Raw genomic sequence first — 20303 nt, forward strand, 5'->3', positions numbered from 1 at the left:
TGATCAAAGACCCTTCGCGTCCTTCGCGTCACCCTTCGCGACCTTTGCGGTTTGCTTTTCAGTTCTTCCTGTTCAGTTATCCGATTTACACCGATTCCTTCACGAGGACCGTTTGCATGAGATCGGTGCGGCCGGTGCGGAAGGCGGCCTCGCAGTAGCTCAGGTAGTAGCGCCACATGCGCAGGAAGCGTTCGTCGTAGCCGAGCGCGGGAAGGATGTCGGCGTGGGCCAGGATCTGGCGATGCCAGCGGGCCAGCGTCTCGGCGTAGTCCAGGCGGTGGAAGCTGCGCCTGTCCGTGCGCAGGCCTGCCGCATCGGCCGCGGCGCTGAAGCGCTCCACGGAGGGCAGCATGCCGCCGGGGAAGATGTTGAGCTGGATGAAATCGGCACCCTTGCGGTAACGCTCGAACACCGCCTCGTCGATGGTGATGACCTGGATCGCCGCGCGTCCACCGGGGCGCAGGACCCGGTGCACGGTCTCGAAATACGTGGGCCAGTAGGGCTCCCCGACGGCCTCGAACATCTCGATGGAGACCACGTGGTCGAAACGCTCGTCCTGATCACGGTAGTCCTGCAGGCGCAGCTCCACCCGCTCCGACAGACCGGCGGCGGCGATGCGCCGGTTGGCGTAATCCAGCTGTTCCTTCGATAGCGTCAGTCCCGTGACGCGATGCCCCCGGCGCGCGGCCAGTTCGGCGAATCCACCCCAGCCGCAGCCGATCTCGAGGATGTGGGCGCCGGGTTCGGCGTTGAGGCCGTCCAGCAGGCGCGTGTACTTGCGCTGCTGCGCGCTCTCCAGAGATTCGTCGGGGGCGGCGAACACGGCGCTGGAGTAGCTCATGGTCCGGTCCAGCCACAACCGGTAGAACTCGTTGCCCAGATCGTAATGAAACGAGATGTTGGTACGGCTGCCGCGCCGGCTGTTGCGGTTCATCAGGTGGCGCACTCTGCCCATCAGACCAGTGAGGCGGCTGGCCTCGATGACCCCCGACAAGCGGTGCTCGTTCATGACGCCAAGGCTCAGCAGGGCGCTCAGGCACGGCGTGCTCCATTCCCCCTGCATGTAGCTCTCCGCCAGGCCGAGGTCGCCCCGCGCCAGAAGGCGCAGCAACAGCCGGATCGGACGGTGGACATGAAGGGCGGCTCTGGGCCCGGTGTGCTCGCCGGTCATCGTATGGCGCTGGCCGTCAGGGCCGATGAGGGTCAGTTCCCCGAACTGCAGCTGTCCCACGCGGCCGACCAGCCAGCGCATGGGCAGGGGCAGCGCCGGGAGGGTGAGTTCGGACGCAATGCGATCGGACGGTGTGGACATCAGGTCATTTCCTCCCGGGGTGGGGCGGGCTTGCTGTGGAACCGGCCGCCCTTGAGCCAGATCTTCAGGGCCTGCCAGTGGATCATGGTGATGACCTTGAAGGTCATGAGCGGCATGCGCAGCCAGGTGCGCAGCAGCTGTGCGTCGGTGAATGGGCGGACATCGCCGGTCTGGGTCGCGATCAGCATGAGTTCGTTCTGCCGGTATTCATGAATCAGCACCCGCAGCTTCCCGTCGGGCACGGAGATCCGGAACCGGTACTCGGTATCCATGTCGATGAATGGCGAGACATGAAACACCTTGTCCCGCCGCTGGCGCACGGGGCTTGGCATGGCACGGCCCGCGTCGTGGAGCAGATAATGGTGGTGCTCGCCGAAGGTGTTGCTCACCTCGCAGATCACGGCCCGCAGGCTGCCGTCGCGGTGGTGGCAGAACCAGACACTCAGGGGGTTAAAGGCATAGCCGAGTACCCGCGGCATGAAGAGCAACCTTATGCTGCCGCCCTGCAGCCGGATGCCGTGTTCGGCCAGTTTCGCCTCGACCCAGGGTCGCCAGGCGCGCCCGTCACGGGGCCCGTGATCCCTGGTGTGCAGGCTCAGCAGGTTGAAGCGTCCGAACGAGAACACACGGGAAGCGCTGCTGATCTCCTCCAGCCGGTCGATGTCCACCAGCAGGCTGAACACCGGGTAGACGAAGCGGTAAGCCACGGGGAAGCGGCGCTGGTGCATCACCTGCGTGACATACAGCCAGGCTGTTTGCTCAGCCGTGTTCACGCTGCCTGCACCACGCCGGCGTCGGCCGGTATCGGGGGCTGCACCGGCCGGTGCGATGCCCAGGGTGCCGTCACCCCCATGCGCCACGCCACCGACAGGGCCGACCTGAGACCGTCCTCGTGGAAGCCGAAACCGCACCAGGCGCCGCAGAACCAGAGCCGGTCCTGCCCCTGGAGTCCCGGAATGCGATGCTGGGCCGCCATGGCCATGCGGTCGAACACCGGATGGTGATAGGTCATCTCCGCCACCACGCGCTCGTCTCGAGGTTCCAGCAGGGGGTTGAGACTCACCAGACAGGGGCCCAGTGTCTCGGGCAGGCGCTGCAGGCGGTTCATCCAGTAGGTGACGGACACCTCGGGCCGGCTGTCCCGGTCGGTTCGCGCAAGGTAGTTCCACGAGGACCACACGCTGCGTCGCCGGGGCATCAACCGCGCGTCGGTATGCAGCCACACGTGGTTCCCCTGGTAGCGGAAGGCACCCAGCACGGCCCGTTCGGCCTCGGTGGGCCGTTCGATCATGCCCAGGGACTGGTCCGCGTGGCTCGCGAGCACCGCGTGGTCGAAATCCTCCAGGCGCCCGTTGGCACAACGTACCTGCACCCGGTCGGGGCGGCGTCTCACCAGCACCACGGGGGAGCCCGTGTGCACGGTGCCGTGGAAAGTGTCCAGCATGCGCTGCACGTATCGTTGGCTGCCCCCGGTCACCGTGCGCCACTGCGGGCGGTCGGTCAGGTCAAGCAGGCCGTGATTGCGGAAAAAGCTCAGAAAGGAGGCCAGAGGAAAATCCAGCATGACGCGGGTGGGGCAGGACCAGATGGCGGCCGCCATGGGCAGCAGGTACTCGTCCCGGAAACCGGGGCCGTAGCCTTCGCTGAAGAGATAGTCCCCAAGCGCCACGTCCGGTACGGCACCGGCATCCAGCAAGGCCTTGGCGCGCCGGTTGAAGGCCAGGATGTCGGCCACCATGCGCAGGAACCGCGGCCGCGCCAGGTTCAGCCGCTGGGCAAACAGGGTGTTGAGGCTCGTGCCGGCATACTCCAGCCGTCCGCCGTCGATGGAGGCGCTGAAGGACATGTCGGTGTCCTGGGCGGCGACATCGAGGTGGCGGAACAGGGCGGTCAGCTCCGGGTAGTTGCGTTCGTTGAATACCATGAACCCGGTGTCCACCGGCACGGGTCCAGCGGCTCCTTGTACATACATTGTATTGCTATGCCCGCCCACGCGGGCTTCAGCCTCGAACAGCGTGACCTGATGCCGCTGCGCCAAGAGCCAGGCGGTGGCGAGACCGGAAATGCCGCCACCGATGACGGCAATACGGGAAGGGTTCATGGGGTCGTTCCTCCGGGCCGGCGGGCAGGTGCGCCCCTCGGTGGCGCATCCGTCACATGCTTGATGCAATACTTATACACTAAATGTACAATTATTGTAAATTGTTGTACAAGTATTTCCGTGGCCGGCAGGACATGACTCCGCCCAGGCCGAAGGACAACCGACCATCCAGTCATCCTCGGAGGGAGATCCATGAACCCGCCCCAACCCGTTTCCCTGCCCCGGGCAGCGCGCACGCAGGGCGCCAGCCAGCCGGAATGGCTCGCGGATGCCGTGTCCGGGGCCGATGTGGTCGTGTTCGGATCGGGACTGACCGACCTGCGCCTGGTGCGTGAGGCCCTGGCGGCCCGCCCGGAACTCTCGGTTCGGGAGGCGCAGATGCCCATGGGCAGCCTCGAGCAACGGGAGCGCTTCCACGCCCTCAGGGCCTGCACCGGCTGGCCGACATTGCCCCAGGTGTTCGTGCGGGGGGCGTTCGTGGGCGGTCAGACTGAGCTGCTCCGTCACCCGATACTGGGAGTGCGCGAGCCGGCTGCGGGCTTGCCCGCGTCCCCGAAGCGGGTCATGACACTGGGTTTCGCAGGTCTGCTGCCGTTTCTGGCCGGACTGGTGATGCTCAGTGCACCCGGCGTGGCGGTGTCGCAGGCCTTCGCCGCTACATGGCTTCTCGGGTACGGCGCGGTGATCGCCGCGTTTCTGGGGGCGGCCCATTGGGGCATCGCCCTGACCGGCACAGATTCACCTTCGCCGGACCGGTTGGCGGCCTGGGCCGTGATCCCGTCGATCCTGGCCTGGATGACCCTGCTCGTGGAACCTGCCTGGGGCCTGGCCGGTCAGGTCTTGCTGTTCGCCCTGATCCTGGCCGTGGACCTTCGCGTCGGTGCGCAATCGGGCTGGCCCCGGTATTATCGGCGCCTGAGAACCAGTCTCAGTGTGGCTGTCATTGTTGCGCTGGGCGTGGGCTGGACAGTGCTTCAGAGCGCGGGTTGAGCGCGATGCTTCGGGAAAACGCAGACATGATCAACGGACACAGGTAGACATCGATGACCGAGCACCAATGCCATTCGGACGACGACGATTTCCCGCGCGCGGAATCCGAGCAGCGCATGGCCGAGCAATTCACGCGCATCATCGCCGGTCTCGGCGAGGACCCGGAGCGCCACGGACTGGCCGGCACACCGTTGCGTGCGGCCCGCGCCATGGCGTACCTCACCCGGGGCTACGAGCAGAGCCTTGAGGAACTGGTCAACGGGGCGCTGTTCGACACGGACAACGACGAGATGGTCCTGGTCCGGGACATCGAGTTCTATTCCCTGTGCGAGCACCACCTGCTGCCGTTTCTGGGCAAGTGCCACGTGGCCTACCTGCCCAAGGGGCGGGTGGTCGGCCTGTCCAAGATCGCCCGCATCGTGGACATGTTCTCCCGCCGCCTGCAGATCCAGGAGACCCTCACCCGCCAGATCGCGGATGCCATCGAGTCGGTGACCGATGCCCGGGGCGTGGCGGTGGTGATGGAGGCCAAGCATCTGTGCATGATGATGCGCGGCGTGGAAAAGCAGAACGCCACCATGACCACGTCCATGATGCTGGGCACCTTCCGCGAGGATGCCCGCACACGGGCGGAGTTCATGGGGCTCATCCGGGGCGGGTGACGCCCGTCAGAAGCGGTAGCTGACGCCCACCGACACGACGGGATAGAACCTGAAGTCCTTGACCTCATCCTTGAGGTTGCGTTCCTCGCGACGCCGATTCTCCTCGAAGCCGGGGTCGTTTGTGCCGTCTCCGGAGGCCTTGAGCCGCACGTCGGGGGACCCGGTGAACATCACCCCCGCATCGGCGCTGAAACGCCACCGGCCTCCCTGCAGCGGATTCCCGTAACCCATGCCCAGGTAGGGTGCCATGCTGCGCCAGTCGATGGTCGCATCGAGGCGCACGTCATACGTATCATCACCCACCTCGAGATCACCTTCCGCACTGCCCTTGAACTCGTTGCCGTTGTGGAACAGGCCGGCGGTGATGCGGAATGACCCACCGTAGGGATGCCAGTCTCCCAGGACACCAAAGGTGCTCAGGCGCAGGTCGCCCTCGTAGGTGATTTCTCCGTCGTCGATCTCGGTGCTGTAGTTGAAGCCGTAGTAGCCGGCGCGCAGGTTGAGCCTGTCGGTGACACGCGCGGTGGCCTCAAGCCCAAGCCCCGGCGTTCCTGCCTTCAGGCCAATGGCAAACGAGCCTTCCGCTGCAGCCGGGCCGGCAGCAGCCAGAGTGAGCAGGGCGACGAGTGTGCGGCAGGCAGGGCGTAGGAAGTCGGACATGCGGATGCTTCGCCTTCATCACGGAAGGGGACGTTCCGGTGAGGGGTACGATCACGCCTCTATCGGCATTCAGGGACAGTGTAGCCTCCGGTACACGTGAAGCCGGCGTCGACGGTCAGGGATTTCAGCGCATCGGTCAGGACTTGCGGAGGGCGTCCAGTTCGCGCAGCGCTTCGTCGCGCTGGCGTTCCGCCTCGACCCGGTCGGTCACGTCCTTCTGGATGCCGATGTAGTAGGTGAGTTGGTCCTCGTCGTTGTAGACGGGTGTGATGCTCAGCTCGTTCCAGAACAGCGTACCGTCGCGCCGGTAGTTGCGGATCACCTCGCGGCAGGGTTTGCCGGCCCGGATGGCCTCACGGATGCGCTTCAGACCCTCCTGGTCCCGGTCACCCTTTTGCAGGAAGCGGCAGTCCTGGTAGAGGATCTCGTCGGCGCTGTAGCCGGTAAGACGCTCGAACGCCGGGTTTACGTAGATGAGGATGTTGTCGTCGCCTTCCTGCTCGGCGATGGTGATGCCGTCGTTGGAGGCGTCGACGGCCAGTTCCAGGAGGTGTGCGTCGATAAGCCTTTGCTTGGTCATGGATGGCCTGATCGGGTGACGGGCTGTGCCCCGCGATACCGGCAATCTATCACGGTCCCCGGCCGCCTGACCAACGCCGGCCAAGGGGGCGAAAGGGCAGCGGCCCCCACCGGAGGGAGCCGCTGCCGGACTGCCTCAGTCCATGGCCTTGCGAACCACGAAGGCACCACGCAGGTCGCCCACATTGTAGCCACGGGCAGCGTCGTCGGGATAAAGCCGCTTCAGGGCGCCTTCAACCGGGGGCGCCACCTGGGCCCCATGGCAATTGAGGCAGACCTCGCCCGTGGGGATCGCCTTCATGAAGCGATATTCCTTCTGGTCCCCCCGGATATAGACGGCCTGTTTCTCGATGTGGGCCGGGTTCTCGCCGGCTGCCCGCCGGGCATCGAACGACTCCAGCACCTCGCGTTCCCAGGCGTCCGGGCTGTTGGCGGGGTTGCGGATCTTCAGGCTGGTGCGGCTGATTGCCAGGCCGTGTTTCTGCGAGATGCTGTCGGCGATCTCCGGGGCCCGCTCGCTGCAAACCTGGATGGCCTGCGGAGGACCGCCCGCCTGCATGGCGGCCTGCAGTTCCCCCTGAAGGCTCTGTGCGAATTCCTGGATGGCGGCCCGGCTGGCGGCGAGCCTGTCTGACAGCTCCTCTGCCGCCACGGGCGTGGCAATCATGGCGAGCAGACTGATTACTGCGACTCTTTTCATGGGTGCGCTCCTCTGAGGGGTGTCCTTGGGACGATGGGACCTGATCTGTTTTATGGACTTCACGGAATTATAAGGCAATCGGGCGTCCATCGGCTCAGTGACACAGCTGTATTGTTTTTTCTAGGAGCCTGTCGGACTTAGGTGCCCGTAGCGAGCCGCGTGGGAGAGCGAGGCCATTTTTCCGATCGTTTGAGGAGAATAGCCGTAGCTATTTGACGAAAAGGATCGGAAAAATGGACCGCTCTCCCACCGGCGCAGTAGGAGCAGCCTAAGTCCGACAGGCTCCTAGTGAGCCGCTGGATGACCATAAGTGACGGCAGGGCCCGGCGGTGTTGACCTGGGTCAACTCTGGTGACGCAACAGCACGTACACGGCCCCGGTGCCGCCGTCGGCGGGCCGTGCGGAGGTGTAGGCCAGTACTTCGTCGCGCAGCGCGAGCCAGTGTGCGACCTGTGCCTTGAGCACCGGACCGCGATTGGAGGACCGCAAGCCCTTGCCGTGCACGATGCGTACGCAGCGCCAGCGCGCTTCGCGCGCCTCCGACAGGAACAGCGCCAGGGACTGTGCGGCCTCGGCCACAGTCAGTCCGTGCAGGTCCAGTTCGGCATCCAGACGGAACTGACCCCGGCGCAGCTTGCGATAGACGCTGCGTTGCAGTCCGGGGCGTGCAAACTGCAGTTCGTCCCCGGGCTGGACGTCCGTGCCCGAAAAGGGGTCCGAGGTGAGATCCCGCACCACCGCCCGATCCTCGGCCTCGGAATGATGCGGACGGGGCCGGGGTGGGCGGCGCCTGGGCAGGTGACGATCCTGGCGCATGGGGCGCACCGGGCCCACTGCCTTCCGGAACAGGGCACTGTCGTCATCGTCCGGTGGCGTGTCGTGATCCATGGCAAGGGCTCCGGTACATGCCGGCCCCGGTTACGCAAGGGCCGGACGGGAGCGCGGTATCGGCGGACAGCCAGGTCTGCGATTGCCGCGGGCTTTCAAGTATATTACCCGTCATGCCGCAAACCCGCCCACCCATGCGCATCCTGCTCAGCAATGACGATGGCGTGCATGCCCCCGGACTGCAGTGTCTTGCCGCCGCTCTGCGCACGGTGGCGGAGGTGTTCGTCGTGGCCCCGGACAGGGATCGCAGCGGGGCCAGCAACTCCCTGACGCTGGCGCGTCCCCTGCGGGCGACGCGACTGGAAAACGGCGACATACGGGTCGACGGCACGCCCACGGACTGCGTCCATCTGGCCATCACCGGCCTGTTGGACGAGGAGCCGGACATGGTCATCTCCGGTATCAATTCGGGCGCGAACCTGGGCGATGACGTGCTCTACTCGGGGACCGTGGCCGCCGCCATGGAGGGGCGTTTCCTGGGGCTCCCGGCCATTGCCGTGTCGCTGAACAGTCACGAGGGCAAGCATTACGATTCCGCCGCCCGGGTGGTGCTGGACCTGCTGCGCCGCCTGGGGGATATGCCCTTGCCGGCCAACACCATTCTGAACGTGAACGTGCCGCACCTCCCGTGGAGCGAGATCCGTGGCTTCCAGGCCACCCGCCTCGGGCACCGCCACAAGTCCGAGCCCGTCGTGTGCAGCGAGGACCCGCGCGGCCGGCCCATCTACTGGGTGGGCCCGGCAGGTCCGGAACAGGACAGCGGTCCCGGCACGGACTTCCACGCCGTGCGTTCAGGTTACGTGTCGGTCACGCCCATCCAGGTGGATCTCACCCGCTACGACGCCATCGACACGGTGGCCAACTGGCTCTCCGAGGGGGGCGGTGAGTGAACAGCACCCATACGACGGGTATCGGCATGACCTCCCAACGTACCCGGGACCGGCTGGTTCGCCAGTTGGAGGAAGCGGGTATTCGCGATCACCGTGTACTGGAGGTGATCGGCAGCACGCCGCGCCATTTGTTCGTGGACGAGGCCATGTCCAGCCGCGCCTATGAGAATACGGCCCTGCCGATCGGTTACGGCCAGACCATCTCGCAGCCCTATGTGGTGGCGCGCATGACCGAGGCGCTGCTCGAAGGCGGTCCCCGCTCTCGGGTGCTGGAAGTGGGCACCGGTTCCGGCTACCAGGCGGCGGTGCTGGCGCCGCTGGTGGAGCGCGTGTACAGCGTGGAGCGCATCCTGGGCCTGCAGCGCCGCGCGCGCGAGGTGCTCAGTGCCCTGCGCATCCGCAACGTGAGCCTAAAGCACAGCGACGGAAACTGGGGCTGGCCGGAGCAGGGCCCCTTCGACGGCATCGTGCTTACGGCAGCCCCCCGGGAGGTGCCCGAGGCCCTGCTGGCTCAGCTGGCCGTGGGCGGGGTGCTGGTGGCGCCGGTGGGCGCGGACGGCGAGGTGCAGACATTGATGCGCATCACCCGCCGCGCCGACGCCTACGAGCGAGAGTACCTGGAGGCGGTCAGCTTCGTGCCGATGCTGCCCGGGACATCCCGATGAAGCTGTTCGAACCCCTGTATGACCGGGTCATGCTGTGGTCGCGGCACCGCCACGCGCCGCGCTACCTGGCAGCGCTGTCCTTTGCGGAATCCTCCTTTTTTCCCGTTCCCCCGGACGTGATGCTGGCCCCGATGGCCGCGGCGCGGCCCGATCGCAGCGTGCGCCTGGCCTTTATCACCACGCTGTTCTCCGTGCTTGGTGGGGTGCTGGGTTACGTGATCGGCTGGCTGGCCTTCGGCCTGGTGGAGCCCTGGGTGATCGCCGCCGGCTACGGAGAGGAACTGCTGCAGGCAAAGGACTGGTTTGATGTCTGGGGTGTCTGGGTGGTGCTCGTGGCGGGGTTCTCGCCCATTCCCTACAAGCTGTTCACCATCACGGCGGGGGCGCTCTCAATGGCCCTGCTGCCCTTCGTCATCGCCTCCTTCATCGGGCGCGGTGCGCGGTTCTTCGCCGTGGCGCTGCTGATCGGCTGGCTCGGGCCCAGGGTCGAGCAGAGACTGCGCCCCTACATGGAGTGGCTGGGATGGCTGACGGTGCTGCTCTTGGTGGCGGCGGCGGTTGTCTATCAGATGCAGGGGAGATGAAGACCTGGCGTGCCGTGATTCTGGCGTGCGTGGCAGTGGCCCTGGTGGCGGGCTGCGCGGCGCCGCCGCGCAGTGCCGACACCGGTTTCCGCTCGGGTTATTACACGGTGCGCGCCAATGACACGCTCTATTCCATTGCCTGGCGCTATGGAGTGGACTGGCAGCAGCTGGCCGCGTGGAATGGCATTTCGTCCCCCTATACCATCCGTCCCGGACAACGCCTGCGCATGAATCCGCCGCCCGGCGGCGCCGTGGCTGCCTCGCCCCCACCGCCGGCGCGCAGTGAGCCCTCGTCCGCGCCGCGAAGCGGCGCGTCGCAGCCCCGATCGGAATCGTCGGCGCCGGCACGGCCGGCCCCCGCCCCGCGGCCCGCGCAGCCCGCCCCGAGCGCAGCGGCAAGCGGCATCCGCTGGCAATGGCCCACCGACGGACAGGTGATCCGCCCGTTTCCGGACGGTGACACGGGCAAGCGCGGCATCGGGATATCGGGCACACGCGGTCAGCCTGTACGCGCGGCCGCGTCAGGACGCGTGGTATACAGCGGAAGTGGACTTGTCGGATACGGTCAGCTTATCATCGTAAAGCACGACGAGAATTTCCTAAGCGCTTACGCACACAATGAAAAGCTCCTGGTGACGGAGGGGATGAATGTTGCGGCAGGGCAGCAGATCGCCCGGCTGGGCGACAGCGGAACCGACCGTCCCATGCTGCACTTCGAGATTCGGTATGACGGCAGGCCCGTGGATCCGGTGCGGTATCTGCCGAGGCGTTGAACCGGGGAAGTGAGGGGCCCCGAAACAGGAGGCTACATGCCAAAGCGGCGCAGGGTCGAACCCGATTCCGATGTGGCGGACGATACACCCAAGGACGACGAATTCACCGCGGAGGGCAAGGCGGACGAGGACGAGTCCAGACTTGAACTCCTGGACGATGACGACACCGTCCTGGACGAAGAGGCCGACGGGGCCGAGGAGCTCGAGGTGGAGGTCGCCGAGCCCAAGGCCAAGGTCTACGCGGCCGGTGAACTGCCGAAAGGCGAACTGGACGCGACGCGTCTCTACCTGAACGAGATCGAATTCCGGCCTCTGCTGACGCCGGAAGAGGAAGTGTATTACGCGCGGCTGGCGCAGAAGGGCGACGAAAGCGGCCGGCGCAAGATGATCGAGTGCAACCTGCGTCTGGTGGTCAAGATTGCCCGCCGGTACATGAACCGGGGGCTCGCTCTTCTGGATCTCATCGAGGAGGGTAATCTGGGTCTGATCCGCGCGGTGGAGAAGTTCGATCCGGAGCGCGGTTTCCGGTTCTCCACCTACGCCACCTGGTGGATCCGTCAGACTATCGAGCGGGCGCTCATGAACCAGACCCGCACCATCCGGCTGCCGATCCACGTCATCAAGGAACTCAACGTCTACCTGCGCACCGCCCGCAAGCTCGCCCAGGAACTGGACCACGAACCCTCCGCCGAAGAAGTGGCACGCCGTCTCGACCGCCCCGTCGATGACGTCAAGCGCATCCTGGCCCTCTCCGAGCGCGTGACTTCCGTGGACCTGCCCATCGGCAAGGACGGCGAGCGCGCATTGCTGGACGTCATCCCGGACGAGCACACCCCGGAGCCCTCGGTCCTCATCCAGGACGAGGGCGTGGTGCAGTTCGTGGACGAGTGGCTGCTGGAACTGGACGACAAGCAGCGCGAGGTGATCGTACGCCGCTTCGGCCTGCACGGCTACGAGCGCTGCACCCTGGAGCAGGTGGGTGCGGAACTTGGCGTCACCCGCGAGCGCGTACGGCAGATACAGATGGATGCATTGAAACGCCTGAGAAAGATTTTGGAGAGTCGCGGGTTTTCGGAAGAGGCGCTTTTACAGGGATAGATGAAATTCAAGATTCAAAATTCAAGATTCAAGGGAGGGGAGGGCAACCTCATCTTTGAATCTTGAATCTTGAATCTTGAATCTTGAATGTCGAATATGCCCTAAATCATCAACAACGCCGCTGCCACCGGCCGTCCCTCGGCCATGACGATGTTGTATGTGCGGCAGGCGGCGCCGGTGTCCATCACCTCGAAACCGATCGAGCGGCTGCGAAAGGCGGCCAGGATGTCCCGTGGCGGGAATCGCAGGGTCGCGCCGGTGCCGAGGATCACGATTTCCGGCGGGTCTTCCAGCAGGGATCGAAAGCAGGCCAGGTCCAGATCGTCGAAGCGCTCGGGGGGCCAGCCGGTGTCCACGCCCTCTGGGGTCACGATCAGACTGGTCGTGTGCCGGGTTTCGTTGATGCGCACCATGCCGGCCCCGTAGCCGGTGATCAGGTAACTGCCGCTCCCGAAATCCTGTGTCATCTTCATGCGCGTAAGCTACCGCCGTCGCTCATGGATCTGCAACAGGGCGCACAGTGTCCACATTGACAGCCCCCGTACCCCGAAGTAATGTCGTCAGTTTATTCGCGTACGCCCCTGTTCGGGTCGGCGGACGCGCCCCTGCTCATATCCAATGCCCCGGCGACTGCATCCGTGATCGACGAATTTCCCAGAATCAAGCGCCTGCCGCCCTACGTCTTCAATATCGTCAATGATCTGAAGGCCAAGGCCCGAGCCCGCGGGGAGGACATCATCGATTTCGGCATGGGCAATCCGGATCAGCCCACCCCGAAGCACATCGTGGACAAGCTCTGCGAAGTGGCGCAGCGCGACGACACCCATCGCTATTCCATGTCCCGGGGTATCCCGCGCCTGCGCCGGGCCATCACCCGATGGTACAAGGACCGCTTCAATGTGGACTTGGACCCCGAGACCGAGGCCATTGTCACCATCGGTTCCAAGGAGGGTCTTGCGCATCTGGCCCTGGCCACCCTGGGGCCGGGCGACGCCGTGCTGGTACCCAATCCCGCCTACCCCATACATCCCTACGGTTGCGTGATCGCCGGTGCCGACATCCGGCACGTGCCGCTCACGCCCGGCGTGGATTTCTTCGCGGAACTGGAGAAGGCCATTCAGGACAGCTGGCCCCGGCCCAAGATGCTGGTGCTGAGCTTTCCCGCCAACCCCACGGCCCAGTGCGTGGAACTGGGTTTCTTCGAGAAGGTGATCGACATCGCGCGCGAGTACGGCATCTGGGTGGTGCATGATCTCGCCTATGCCGAAATCACCTTCGACGGTTACCGGGCCCCCTCCATCCTGCAGGTGTCCGGGGCCAAGGACGTGGCGGTGGAGTTCTACAGCCTCTCCAAGAGCTACAACATGCCCGGCTGGCGAGTCGGTTTCATGTGCGGCAATCCGAAACTGGTGGCCGCCCTGGGGCGCATCAAGTCCTACCTGGACTACGGCACCTTCACCCCGATCCAGGTGGCATCCATCGCGGCGCTGGAGGGGCCGCAGGACTGTGTAGGACAGATACGCCAGCTGTATCAGAGCAGAAGGGACGTGCTCTGCGACGGCCTCAACGCCCTGGGCTGGGTCGTGGAGAAGCCCAAGGCGACCATGTTCGTCTGGGCGCCCATCCCAGAACAGTACGTGCACATGGGTTCGCTGGAGTTCTCCAAGAAACTGCTCAAGGACGCCAAGGTGGCGGCCTCTCCGGGGGTCGGTTTCGGCAGCTACGGTGACCAGTATGTGCGCTTCGGCCTGATCGAGAACGAGCACCGCACGCGCCAGGCCGTGCGGGGCATCAAGGCCATGTTCCGGGAAGACGCCCGGTGCGGCAGTGACACCTGATCATGCCGCCGTTCTCGCCCTGACTCCTATCCCGAGGAAATGACGTGAAACCGGTCAAAGTCGGCCTGCTTGGCCTGGGCACCGTAGGGTGCGGAACCATCAACGTGCTCACCCGCAACGGTGACGAGATCGCCCGGCGTGCCGGCCGCGGCATCGAAGTGGTGGCGGCTTCGGCCCGTGATATCCAGCGCCCCCGGGATTGCCGGCTTGAAGGCATCCGACTCACCACGGATCCGTTCGACGTGGTCAACGACCCTGAGGTGGGGATCGTGGTGGAACTGATCGGGGGTACCAGCCCCGCAAGGGAACTGGCGCTGGCGGCCATAGCGCAGGGCAAGCATGTGGTGACGGCCAACAAGGCGCTGATTGCCCTGCACGGCAACGAAATCTTTGCGGAGGCACAGAAGAGGGGTGTGATGGTGGCCTTTGAGGCGGCCGTGGCGGGTGGTATCCCGATTATCAAGGCCATCCGCGAAGGACTCGCCGGCAACCGCATCCTGTGGCTGGCCGGGATCATCAACGGCACCGGCAATTTCATCCTCACGGAGATGCGCGACAAGGGCCGGGAATTCGACGACGTGCTGGCGGAGGCCCAGCGGCTGGGCTATGCGGAGGCCGATCCCACCTTCGACGTGGAAGGTATCGATGCTGCCCACAAGCTCACCATCCTGGCCTCCATCGCCTTCGGCATTCCGCTGCAGTTCGACAAGGTCTACACGGAAGGGATCACCCGCGTCACCCGCGAGGACGTGGCCTATGCCGCCGAACTGGGTTATCGCATCAAGCACCTGGGGGTGGCGCGCCAGACCGATCAGGGCATCGAGCTGCGCGTGCACCCGACGCTGATTCCCCACCGGCGGCTGATCGCCAACGTGGACGGTGTCATGAACGCCGTGCTGGTCAAGGGCGACGCCGTGGGGCCGACCCTGTACTACGGCGCCGGTGCCGGCGCGGATCCGACCGCATCGGCAGTGGTGGCGGATCTCGTGGACGTGGTGCGCGCGCTCACCTCCGACCCCGAGAACCGCGTCCCGCATCTCGCATTCCAGGCCGACGCGCTGTCGGATACGCCTGTGCTGCCCATGGAAGACGTGCAGACCGCCTTCTACCTGCGCCTGCGTGTCCAGGACAAACCCGGCGTGCTCGCCGACATCACCCGCATCTTCGGTGACGAACGCATCAGCCTGGAGGCCGTGCTGCAGCGCGAGCCCGATGAACAGGCCTCCGAGGCCAGCGTCATCCTGCTTACCCACAAGGTACGCGAAGGCAACATGAACCGCGCCATCGAGGCCATCCGGCAGCTCGACACCGTCATCGCCCCGGTCGTCCGCATCCGCATGGAGACCCTGAAGTAATTTATGGACAGGATGAACAGGATTTTTCAGGATTGACAGGATCTAATGAAGCGAAAAGAAATAGACATGAATAACAGGATTAAGAGCATTGAAGAAATAATCATGTAAATGCTGTTAGTCCTGCTAATACGCTTTCTTGTCCTTATCCTGTCAATCCTGAGAAATCCTGTTCATCCTGTCCATTATCCTTTCGAACCCAGAGAACATCACGATGCCATTTCAAACCCGCTACACCGGACTGATTGATCGCTACCGTGACCGGCTGCCGGTGCATGACGATACGCGCATCATCAGCCTGGGCGAGGGCAATACGCCGCTCATCCGCCTGAACAACATCCCGCGCATCGTCGGCAGGGAAGTGGACATCTACGTGAAGTACGAGGGGCTTAACCCCACCGGGTCCTTCAAGGATCGCGGCATGACCATGGCCGTGACCAAGGCCGTGGAGGAGGGCTCGAAGGCCATCATCTGCGCCTCCACCGGCAATACGTCCGCGGCCGCCGCCGCCTACGCGGCCCGTGCCGGCATCACGGCCTTCGTGATCATTCCCGACGGAAAGATCGCCAAGGGCAAGCTGGCCCAGGCCATGATGCACGGCTCCGTGGTCATCCAGATCAAGGGCAACTTCGATGACGGCATGCGCCTGGTGAAGGAAGTCGCCGACGAGGCCCCGGTGACCATCGTCAACTCCATCAACCCCTTCCGTCTGCAGGGCCAGAAGACCGCCGCCTTCGAGATCGTCGAGGAACTGGGCCGAGCCCCGGATTACCACTGCCTGCCCGTGGGCAACGCCGGCAACATCACCGCCCACTGGATCGGCTACTGCGAGTACAGTTCCGGCTCCGGCGACCACGTCACCGAGGCGTGCACCTTCTGCAAGGGACACTGCACCTACGCGGGCGGAGCCGTGGTGGGCAACCGCCCGAAGATGGTGGGCTACCAGGCCTCGGGCAGCGCCCCCTTCATGCGCGGCGCCATGGTGGACAACCCCGAGACCGTGGCCACCGCCATCCGTATCGGCCATCCCCAGTCCTGGGATTCTGCCTGGAAGGTGAAGGAGGAATCCGGTGGCTGGTTCGACGAGTGCACCGACGAGGAGATTCTCGCGGCCCAGAAGCTGCTGGCGGAAAGGGAGGGCGTGTTCTGTGAGCCGGCTTCTGCCGCTTCGCTTGCCGGTGCCCTGCGGGACGTGAAAAACGGCAAGATCCCCGAAGGCTCCAGCATCGTCTGCACACTGACGGGCCACGGCCTCAAGGACCCCGAGACCGCCATCGCCCAGAGCACCCGCCCGCTGGTCAATGTGGAAGCCACGCTTGACCAGGTGAAGCGCGCCATCATGGACAACATGTGACGGAAAAATCCTGTTCATCCTGTCCATTTCTTTTCCCCTGGTCCGCGCCACGGCCCCCTAATTCCATGACTTTGTTGAGGATATGCCGACCTCCGGAGGTTGGCAGTGTCCGCATGCTCGCATATAGTCGCCTTGCCAAAGGGCGCCTGTGACCATCGGCCTTCTTCCCGGTGGTTGATGCGGACGCCTACAAGAACAATGCGATGGCGGGCTGGCGCAGGTGTGGTCCCGCGAACCCCACACTAAACCGGAAAGGCATGGATGGAAGAGAAGCCGAGTAACGGCATAAAGGGTCTTAAACACTGGCGTTACGACCTGGGGGCGGGACTCCAGGTGGCGCTGGTCTCGTTGCCGCTCTCCCTCGGCATCGCCATCGCATCGGGCGCGCCGCCTGTCACCGGCATCGTCTCTGCGATCATTGCCGGCCTGATCTTCCCTTTCCTGGGCGGCGCTTATGTGACCATCAGCGGTCCCGCCGCCGGTCTCGCGCCGGCCTTGCTGTCGGGCATGCTGCTGCTGGGGGGCGGAGACCTGGCCGCCGGTTATCCGTTGGTGCTGGTGGCCATCTGCCTGACCGGACTCCTGCAGATCATCCTGGCGTTCATGAACGCCGGGCGGTTTGCCATTTTCCTGCCGGTGACCGTGGTGGAGGCGATGCTGGCCGCCATCGGCATCATGATCATCCTCAAGCAGATCCCGTTGCTCGTGGGCGATCTCTCGCCCGTGGCGCCCACCAGCGTGGATTCCATCGTCAAGATGCCGCAAACGCTGATAAACATCGAGCCGGTGGTGTTCTTCATCGGTGCGCTCTGCCTGTTCCTGATGTTCTACCTCAACGCTACACGCCACCAGTGGATGCGCCGCATCCCGGCGCCGTTGTTCGTGGCGTTGCTCGGTCTTGCGCTGGCCACCGCCATGGGCCTGGACGCGGATTACCTCATCACCATGCCCGAGAGCATTCTCGAGGGCGGTATCACCGTGCCCGCGTTTGAAGAGATGTTCAACCGGCCGGAGCTGTGGGTGAGTCTGCTGATCGTGGTGATCACGCTGACACTCATCGACGGCATCGAGTCCCTGGCCACCATCGCTGCCGTGGACAAGATCGATCCCTTTCAGCGCAAGTCCCACCCGAACGTGACGTTGCGGGCCATGGGCGTGTCCAACGTCCTCTCCAGCCTGGCGGGCGGACTGACCATCATCCCCGGCGGCGTGAAGAGCCGTGCCAACATCGATGCGGGCGGGCGCACGCTCTGGGCAAACTTCTACAACGCCATCTTCCTGATCATCTTCCTGATGCTCGCCACGGACATCATTTCGATGATTCCCCTGGCGGCCGTTGCGGCCATCCTGATCTACGTGGGCTGGCGCTTGTGCGAGTACCGGGTTTTCAAGAAGACGTTCACCATCGGTCGGGACCAGATGGTGATCTTCCTGATCACCGTGGGCGCGATACTTCTTACCGATCTGTTGTGGGGCATTCTCATCGGCATGGTGGCCGAAGTGTTCATGCTCGCCTACCTGCTGACGCCATCGTTCCGGGCAGTCCTGACCGGACGCCTGACGTTTTCCCAGTCGGTGGAACTGGTGGTGAGGAACTTCGTCGGCCTGTTTCACAATCCGATCATCAAGGTCCGCAACGATATCCGTGATGGCCGGGAGCATTACGAGATCTACCTGGGCTCCCTGGTGTGCTTCAACCTGCTGCCGCTGGACAAGCTGCTGCAGCAGATCCCGGAAGATGCCTCGATCACGATGATTGCCACCGAATCGGGGCGCATCATCGATCATACGGCCATGGAGTATCTGCACCACCTGCAGGAGGAATCCCTCCGTCGCCGCAGACCCTTCGAATTGCACGGGCTGGAGAATTATTACCAGTTCACCCAGCACTCCCTGTCAGCGCGGATGCATGATGCCGCGCTGGTGCGCCGCGAGGCCCAGCTGTCCGCCCGTGCCGCCGAGATGCGCGAAGTGGCGCAACGGCATGGTCTGGACTTCAATCCGGCCACCCTGGCCATCCTGGACCCGCACGGATTCGTCTATCTGCGCCGGGGTGACCGCAAGCAGGAGCGCCATGTGATGACCGGGCGCTACCGTGACTGTGACGTGAAAGTCTTCGACTACAGCCATACCGCCGCCCCCGACTACTATGCCGAGCACCTGCACACTCTGGTTGTCGTGCGACTGCCTGAGAAGGGTCCGGAGCTGCCGGACATGGTGTTGGCCCCCGGGCATTACCTGAAGCGCTACCTGGTCGATTATCGCGAACTGGATCCACCCGAGGCATCCGGATTCCCGGAGGGCTATCGCATCTATTCGCGGCGTTCCGACGAGTCCGCCCTGGCATCCGCAGGGCATATGCGCGACTTCCTGCACAGGTATCCCGGGGTGTACCTGGAGGTGCGTTCCAATGCGTTGCTGGTGTTCCGCCCGGACCGGGAACTGGAAACACCCGAAGGCATCGAGGAACTGCTGGAGGTCATCGAGCACTGCCTGGAGGATTCTCCATCCCCCGCTGATGACGACGTATCCGACGCGGACCCCGCGGAGGAGGGGGCATCCTGAAGCGCGTTGAACGGACAGAGAATGGACAGGATGAACAGGATTTTTCAGGATTGACAGGATTCAAGACGAAAAACATTTGACAGGATTAACAGGATTTACATAACTATTCGTGAAAGGCCTTTAATCCTGTTAATCCTGAAAAATCCTGTTCATCCTGTCCATTGCCTTCAACCGCCGATCTCCAGACCTTTCTGCCCCGCCCAGTCCCGCGCGAACTGCCACGCCACGCGGCCGCTGCGTGAGCCTCGGCCCAGGGCATAGCGCAGGGCCTCAGCGCGGCTCTCCTCTGTTTCGATGCAGCCCAGGCGGGTGAGCCAATGGTTCACCACGGCCAGGTACTGTTCCTGGTTGAAGGGATGGAAGGCCAGCCAGAGGCCGAAGCGCTCGGAGAGAGAGATCTTTTCCTCCACGGCCTCGCCGGGGTGGATTTCGTCGTCGACCCGTTTCACCTCCAGATTGTCCATCATCTTTTCCGGCATCAGGTGGCGGCGGTTGGAAGTGGCGTGTATGAGCACGTTCTCGGGTGTTCCCTCCAGTGACCCGTCCAGCATGGCCTTCAGCGCCTTGTAGCCAGGGTCGCTGGCTTCGAAGGAGAGATCGTCCGCCAGCACGATGAAGCGCTCGGGGCGTCCCGCCAGGGGCCGGGCGATATCGGGCAGATGGACCAGGTCGTGGCCATCGACCTGGATGATGCGCAACCCGTCATGCCTGAATTCGTTGAGCAGCGCGCGCATGAGCGAGGACTTGCCTGTGCCCCGGGAGCCCCAGAGCAGCACGTTGTTGGCGGGGAGATGCTTGAGGAACTGCCGCGTGTTGCGAACCAGTTGCGCCTTCTGCCGTTCGATGTGCAGCAGGTCATCCAGAGACAACGGTGCGATCTCATGCACCGGGCTCAGGTGACCGTCCCGGTGCCAGCGATGCGCCGGTGCCGACCAGTCCGGATCCGGCGGCGGCACGGGCAATAGCCGCTCCGCCCGGTCCATGAGCCGGGAAAACTGTTCCAGCACGTCTTTGAGTTCGATGTCGTGGGTCATGGGTCGTGTCCGGGGGCGTTTTGCTTAGGATCATGGAGTCCGCGAATGAACGCAAATCAACGCGAATTCAGATCCAAAAAAGCGAACCGCGAAGTACGCGAAGGTATGCGCGAAGGACGCAAAGGTTTTTTGATCACATGATTTCCCTTGTGCCCTTCGCGCATACCTTCGCGCCCTTTGCGGTTCATGCTTTGGCTTTTCATTCGCGTTGATTTGCGTTCATTCGCGGACCCCTATTTTCACTGTGCCATTCACCAC

At 64.2% G+C, this 20303-nt stretch carries 20 protein-coding genes; 11 read left to right on the forward strand and 9 right to left on the reverse strand.

What is annotated here, in order from left to right; translation table 11 throughout:
- Positions 1-85: 85 nt before the first annotated feature.
- The 3 genes from B1C78_RS08525 to B1C78_RS08535 are packed head-to-tail and all read right to left on the reverse strand — an operon-like array spanning position 86 to position 3413.
- Entirely contained in the window at positions 86-1312 is a 1227-nt protein-coding gene (locus B1C78_RS08525; RefSeq protein ID WP_077278740.1) for an SAM-dependent methyltransferase, read from the reverse strand.
- A complete protein-coding gene (locus B1C78_RS08530) occupies positions 1312-2085 on the reverse strand; it encodes a DUF1365 domain-containing protein (protein WP_077278774.1) in 774 nt (257 codons plus the stop codon). The genes B1C78_RS08525 and B1C78_RS08530 overlap by 1 nt, the downstream gene beginning before the upstream one ends.
- Positions 2082-3413, reverse strand: coding sequence for an NAD(P)/FAD-dependent oxidoreductase (locus tag B1C78_RS08535; RefSeq protein WP_077278741.1), 1332 nt, complete (start codon positions 3411-3413; stop codon positions 2082-2084). Before B1C78_RS08535 ends, B1C78_RS08530 begins: the two co-directional genes overlap by 4 nt.
- A 192-nt stretch (positions 3414-3605) precedes the next feature.
- Here B1C78_RS08535 and B1C78_RS08540 point away from each other — a divergent pair, with 192 nt between their 5' ends.
- Complete coding sequence (locus tag B1C78_RS08540; RefSeq protein WP_077278742.1) at positions 3606-4403, forward strand: DUF3429 family protein; 798 nt, start codon at positions 3606-3608, stop codon at positions 4401-4403.
- Between the two features lie 53 nt (positions 4404-4456).
- The gene (gene folE, locus B1C78_RS08545) at positions 4457-5065 is read left to right on the forward strand and encodes a GTP cyclohydrolase I FolE (RefSeq protein ID WP_077278743.1); all 609 of its coding nucleotides are present in this window, start codon (positions 4457-4459) and stop codon (positions 5063-5065) included.
- Between the two features lie 6 nt (positions 5066-5071).
- Here the strand turns inward: folE and B1C78_RS08550 are convergent, their stop codons facing one another.
- The 4 genes from B1C78_RS08550 to B1C78_RS08565 all read right to left on the reverse strand — a co-directional run bounded on the left by B1C78_RS08550 (position 5072) and on the right by B1C78_RS08565 (position 7892).
- A complete protein-coding gene (locus B1C78_RS08550; RefSeq protein ID WP_077278744.1) occupies positions 5072-5725 on the reverse strand; it encodes a hypothetical protein in 654 nt (217 codons plus the stop codon).
- 136 nt (positions 5726-5861) lie between these two features.
- Positions 5862-6305, reverse strand: a complete 444-nt coding sequence (locus tag B1C78_RS08555) for a PAS domain-containing protein (protein WP_077278745.1) — start codon at positions 6303-6305, stop codon at positions 5862-5864.
- 135 nt (positions 6306-6440) lie between these two features.
- Positions 6441-7004 carry a Tll0287-like domain-containing protein gene (locus tag B1C78_RS08560; RefSeq protein ID WP_077278746.1) on the reverse strand — a complete coding sequence of 188 codons (564 nt, stop codon included), beginning with the start codon at positions 7002-7004 and terminating at the stop codon, positions 6441-6443.
- A gap of 342 nt (positions 7005-7346) precedes the next feature.
- A complete protein-coding gene (locus B1C78_RS08565; RefSeq protein ID WP_077278747.1) occupies positions 7347-7892 on the reverse strand; it encodes a Smr/MutS family protein in 546 nt (181 codons plus the stop codon).
- 134 nt (positions 7893-8026) lie between these two features.
- On the opposite strand from B1C78_RS08565, the gene surE reads away from it, so the two are divergent.
- Genes surE through rpoS form a run of 5 tightly spaced genes read left to right on the forward strand, consistent with a single transcriptional unit; the run spans position 8027 to position 11902 of the window.
- Positions 8027-8782, forward strand: a complete 756-nt coding sequence (surE, locus tag B1C78_RS08570; protein ID WP_077278748.1) for a 5'/3'-nucleotidase SurE — start codon at positions 8027-8029, stop codon at positions 8780-8782.
- A gap of 26 nt (positions 8783-8808) precedes the next feature.
- On the forward strand, positions 8809-9447 hold the full coding sequence (locus B1C78_RS08575) for a protein-L-isoaspartate(D-aspartate) O-methyltransferase (RefSeq protein ID WP_077278749.1): 639 nt from the start codon (positions 8809-8811) through the stop codon (positions 9445-9447).
- A complete protein-coding gene (locus tag B1C78_RS08580; protein WP_077278750.1) occupies positions 9444-10031 on the forward strand; it encodes a YqaA family protein in 588 nt (195 codons plus the stop codon). The genes B1C78_RS08575 and B1C78_RS08580 overlap by 4 nt, the downstream gene beginning before the upstream one ends.
- The gene (locus tag B1C78_RS08585) at positions 10028-10804 is read left to right on the forward strand and encodes a peptidoglycan DD-metalloendopeptidase family protein (protein ID WP_077278751.1); all 777 of its coding nucleotides are present in this window, start codon (positions 10028-10030) and stop codon (positions 10802-10804) included. Before B1C78_RS08580 ends, B1C78_RS08585 begins: the two co-directional genes overlap by 4 nt.
- Before the next feature lie 36 nt (positions 10805-10840).
- On the forward strand, positions 10841-11902 hold the full coding sequence (gene rpoS, locus B1C78_RS08590; protein WP_077278752.1) for an RNA polymerase sigma factor RpoS: 1062 nt from the start codon (positions 10841-10843) through the stop codon (positions 11900-11902).
- 101 nt (positions 11903-12003) lie between these two features.
- On the opposite strand, the gene B1C78_RS08595 is transcribed toward rpoS, so the two are convergent.
- Positions 12004-12375, reverse strand: coding sequence for an Mth938-like domain-containing protein (locus B1C78_RS08595; RefSeq protein WP_077278753.1), 372 nt, complete (start codon positions 12373-12375; stop codon positions 12004-12006).
- Positions 12376-12540: 165 nt separating this feature from the next.
- On the opposite strand from B1C78_RS08595, the gene alaC reads away from it, so the two are divergent.
- The 4 genes from alaC to B1C78_RS08615 all read left to right on the forward strand — a co-directional run bounded on the left by alaC (position 12541) and on the right by B1C78_RS08615 (position 19011).
- On the forward strand, positions 12541-13740 hold the full coding sequence (alaC, locus tag B1C78_RS08600; protein WP_077278775.1) for an alanine transaminase: 1200 nt from the start codon (positions 12541-12543) through the stop codon (positions 13738-13740).
- Positions 13741-13784: 44 nt separating this feature from the next.
- Complete coding sequence (locus tag B1C78_RS08605) at positions 13785-15095, forward strand: homoserine dehydrogenase (RefSeq protein ID WP_077278754.1); 1311 nt, start codon at positions 13785-13787, stop codon at positions 15093-15095.
- A gap of 211 nt (positions 15096-15306) precedes the next feature.
- A complete protein-coding gene (gene thrC, locus B1C78_RS08610) occupies positions 15307-16446 on the forward strand; it encodes a threonine synthase (protein WP_077278755.1) in 1140 nt (379 codons plus the stop codon).
- A 261-nt stretch (positions 16447-16707) separates the two neighbouring features.
- Positions 16708-19011 (forward strand): SulP family inorganic anion transporter, encoded by a 2304-nt coding sequence (locus B1C78_RS08615; RefSeq protein ID WP_077278756.1) that lies wholly within the window; start codon positions 16708-16710, stop codon positions 19009-19011.
- A gap of 167 nt (positions 19012-19178) precedes the next feature.
- Here B1C78_RS08615 and B1C78_RS08620 read toward each other — a convergent pair whose 3' ends face one another.
- The gene (locus tag B1C78_RS08620) at positions 19179-20045 is read right to left on the reverse strand and encodes an ATP-binding protein (RefSeq protein ID WP_077278757.1); all 867 of its coding nucleotides are present in this window, start codon (positions 20043-20045) and stop codon (positions 19179-19181) included.
- Positions 20046-20303 lie beyond the last annotated feature (258 nt).

The sequence above is a fragment of the Thioalkalivibrio denitrificans genome (assembly GCF_002000365.1).
In the GTDB taxonomy this organism is placed as follows: Bacteria; Pseudomonadota; Gammaproteobacteria; order Ectothiorhodospirales; family Ectothiorhodospiraceae; genus Thioalkalivibrio_A; species Thioalkalivibrio_A denitrificans.

Excerpts from the sequence above, each read along its gene's own strand:
- B1C78_RS08525 (WP_077278740.1), bottom strand. The coding sequence starts at position 1,312 with ATGTCCACACCGTCCGATCGCATTGCGTCCGAACTCACCCTCCCGGCG.
- B1C78_RS08535 (WP_077278741.1), bottom strand. The coding sequence starts at position 3,413 with ATGAACCCTTCCCGTATTGCCGTCATCGGTGGCGGCATTTCCGGTCTC.
- B1C78_RS08540 (WP_077278742.1), top strand. The coding sequence starts at position 3,606 with ATGAACCCGCCCCAACCCGTTTCCCTGCCCCGGGCAGCGCGCACGCAG.
- folE (WP_077278743.1), top strand. The coding sequence starts at position 4,457 with ATGACCGAGCACCAATGCCATTCGGACGACGACGATTTCCCGCGCGCG.
- B1C78_RS08550 (WP_077278744.1), bottom strand. The coding sequence starts at position 5,725 with ATGTCCGACTTCCTACGCCCTGCCTGCCGCACACTCGTCGCCCTGCTC.
- B1C78_RS08555 (WP_077278745.1), bottom strand. The coding sequence starts at position 6,305 with ATGACCAAGCAAAGGCTTATCGACGCACACCTCCTGGAACTGGCCGTC.
- B1C78_RS08560 (WP_077278746.1), bottom strand. The coding sequence starts at position 7,004 with ATGAAAAGAGTCGCAGTAATCAGTCTGCTCGCCATGATTGCCACGCCC.
- B1C78_RS08565 (WP_077278747.1), bottom strand. The coding sequence starts at position 7,892 with ATGGATCACGACACGCCACCGGACGATGACGACAGTGCCCTGTTCCGG.
- surE (WP_077278748.1), top strand. The coding sequence starts at position 8,027 with ATGCGCATCCTGCTCAGCAATGACGATGGCGTGCATGCCCCCGGACTG.
- B1C78_RS08575 (WP_077278749.1), top strand. The coding sequence starts at position 8,809 with ATGACCTCCCAACGTACCCGGGACCGGCTGGTTCGCCAGTTGGAGGAA.
- B1C78_RS08580 (WP_077278750.1), top strand. The coding sequence starts at position 9,444 with ATGAAGCTGTTCGAACCCCTGTATGACCGGGTCATGCTGTGGTCGCGG.
- B1C78_RS08585 (WP_077278751.1), top strand. The coding sequence starts at position 10,028 with ATGAAGACCTGGCGTGCCGTGATTCTGGCGTGCGTGGCAGTGGCCCTG.
- rpoS (WP_077278752.1), top strand. The coding sequence starts at position 10,841 with ATGCCAAAGCGGCGCAGGGTCGAACCCGATTCCGATGTGGCGGACGAT.
- B1C78_RS08595 (WP_077278753.1), bottom strand. The coding sequence starts at position 12,375 with ATGAAGATGACACAGGATTTCGGGAGCGGCAGTTACCTGATCACCGGC.
- thrC (WP_077278755.1), top strand. The coding sequence starts at position 15,307 with ATGCCATTTCAAACCCGCTACACCGGACTGATTGATCGCTACCGTGAC.
- B1C78_RS08615 (WP_077278756.1), top strand. The coding sequence starts at position 16,708 with ATGGAAGAGAAGCCGAGTAACGGCATAAAGGGTCTTAAACACTGGCGT.
- B1C78_RS08620 (WP_077278757.1), bottom strand. The coding sequence starts at position 20,045 with ATGACCCACGACATCGAACTCAAAGACGTGCTGGAACAGTTTTCCCGG.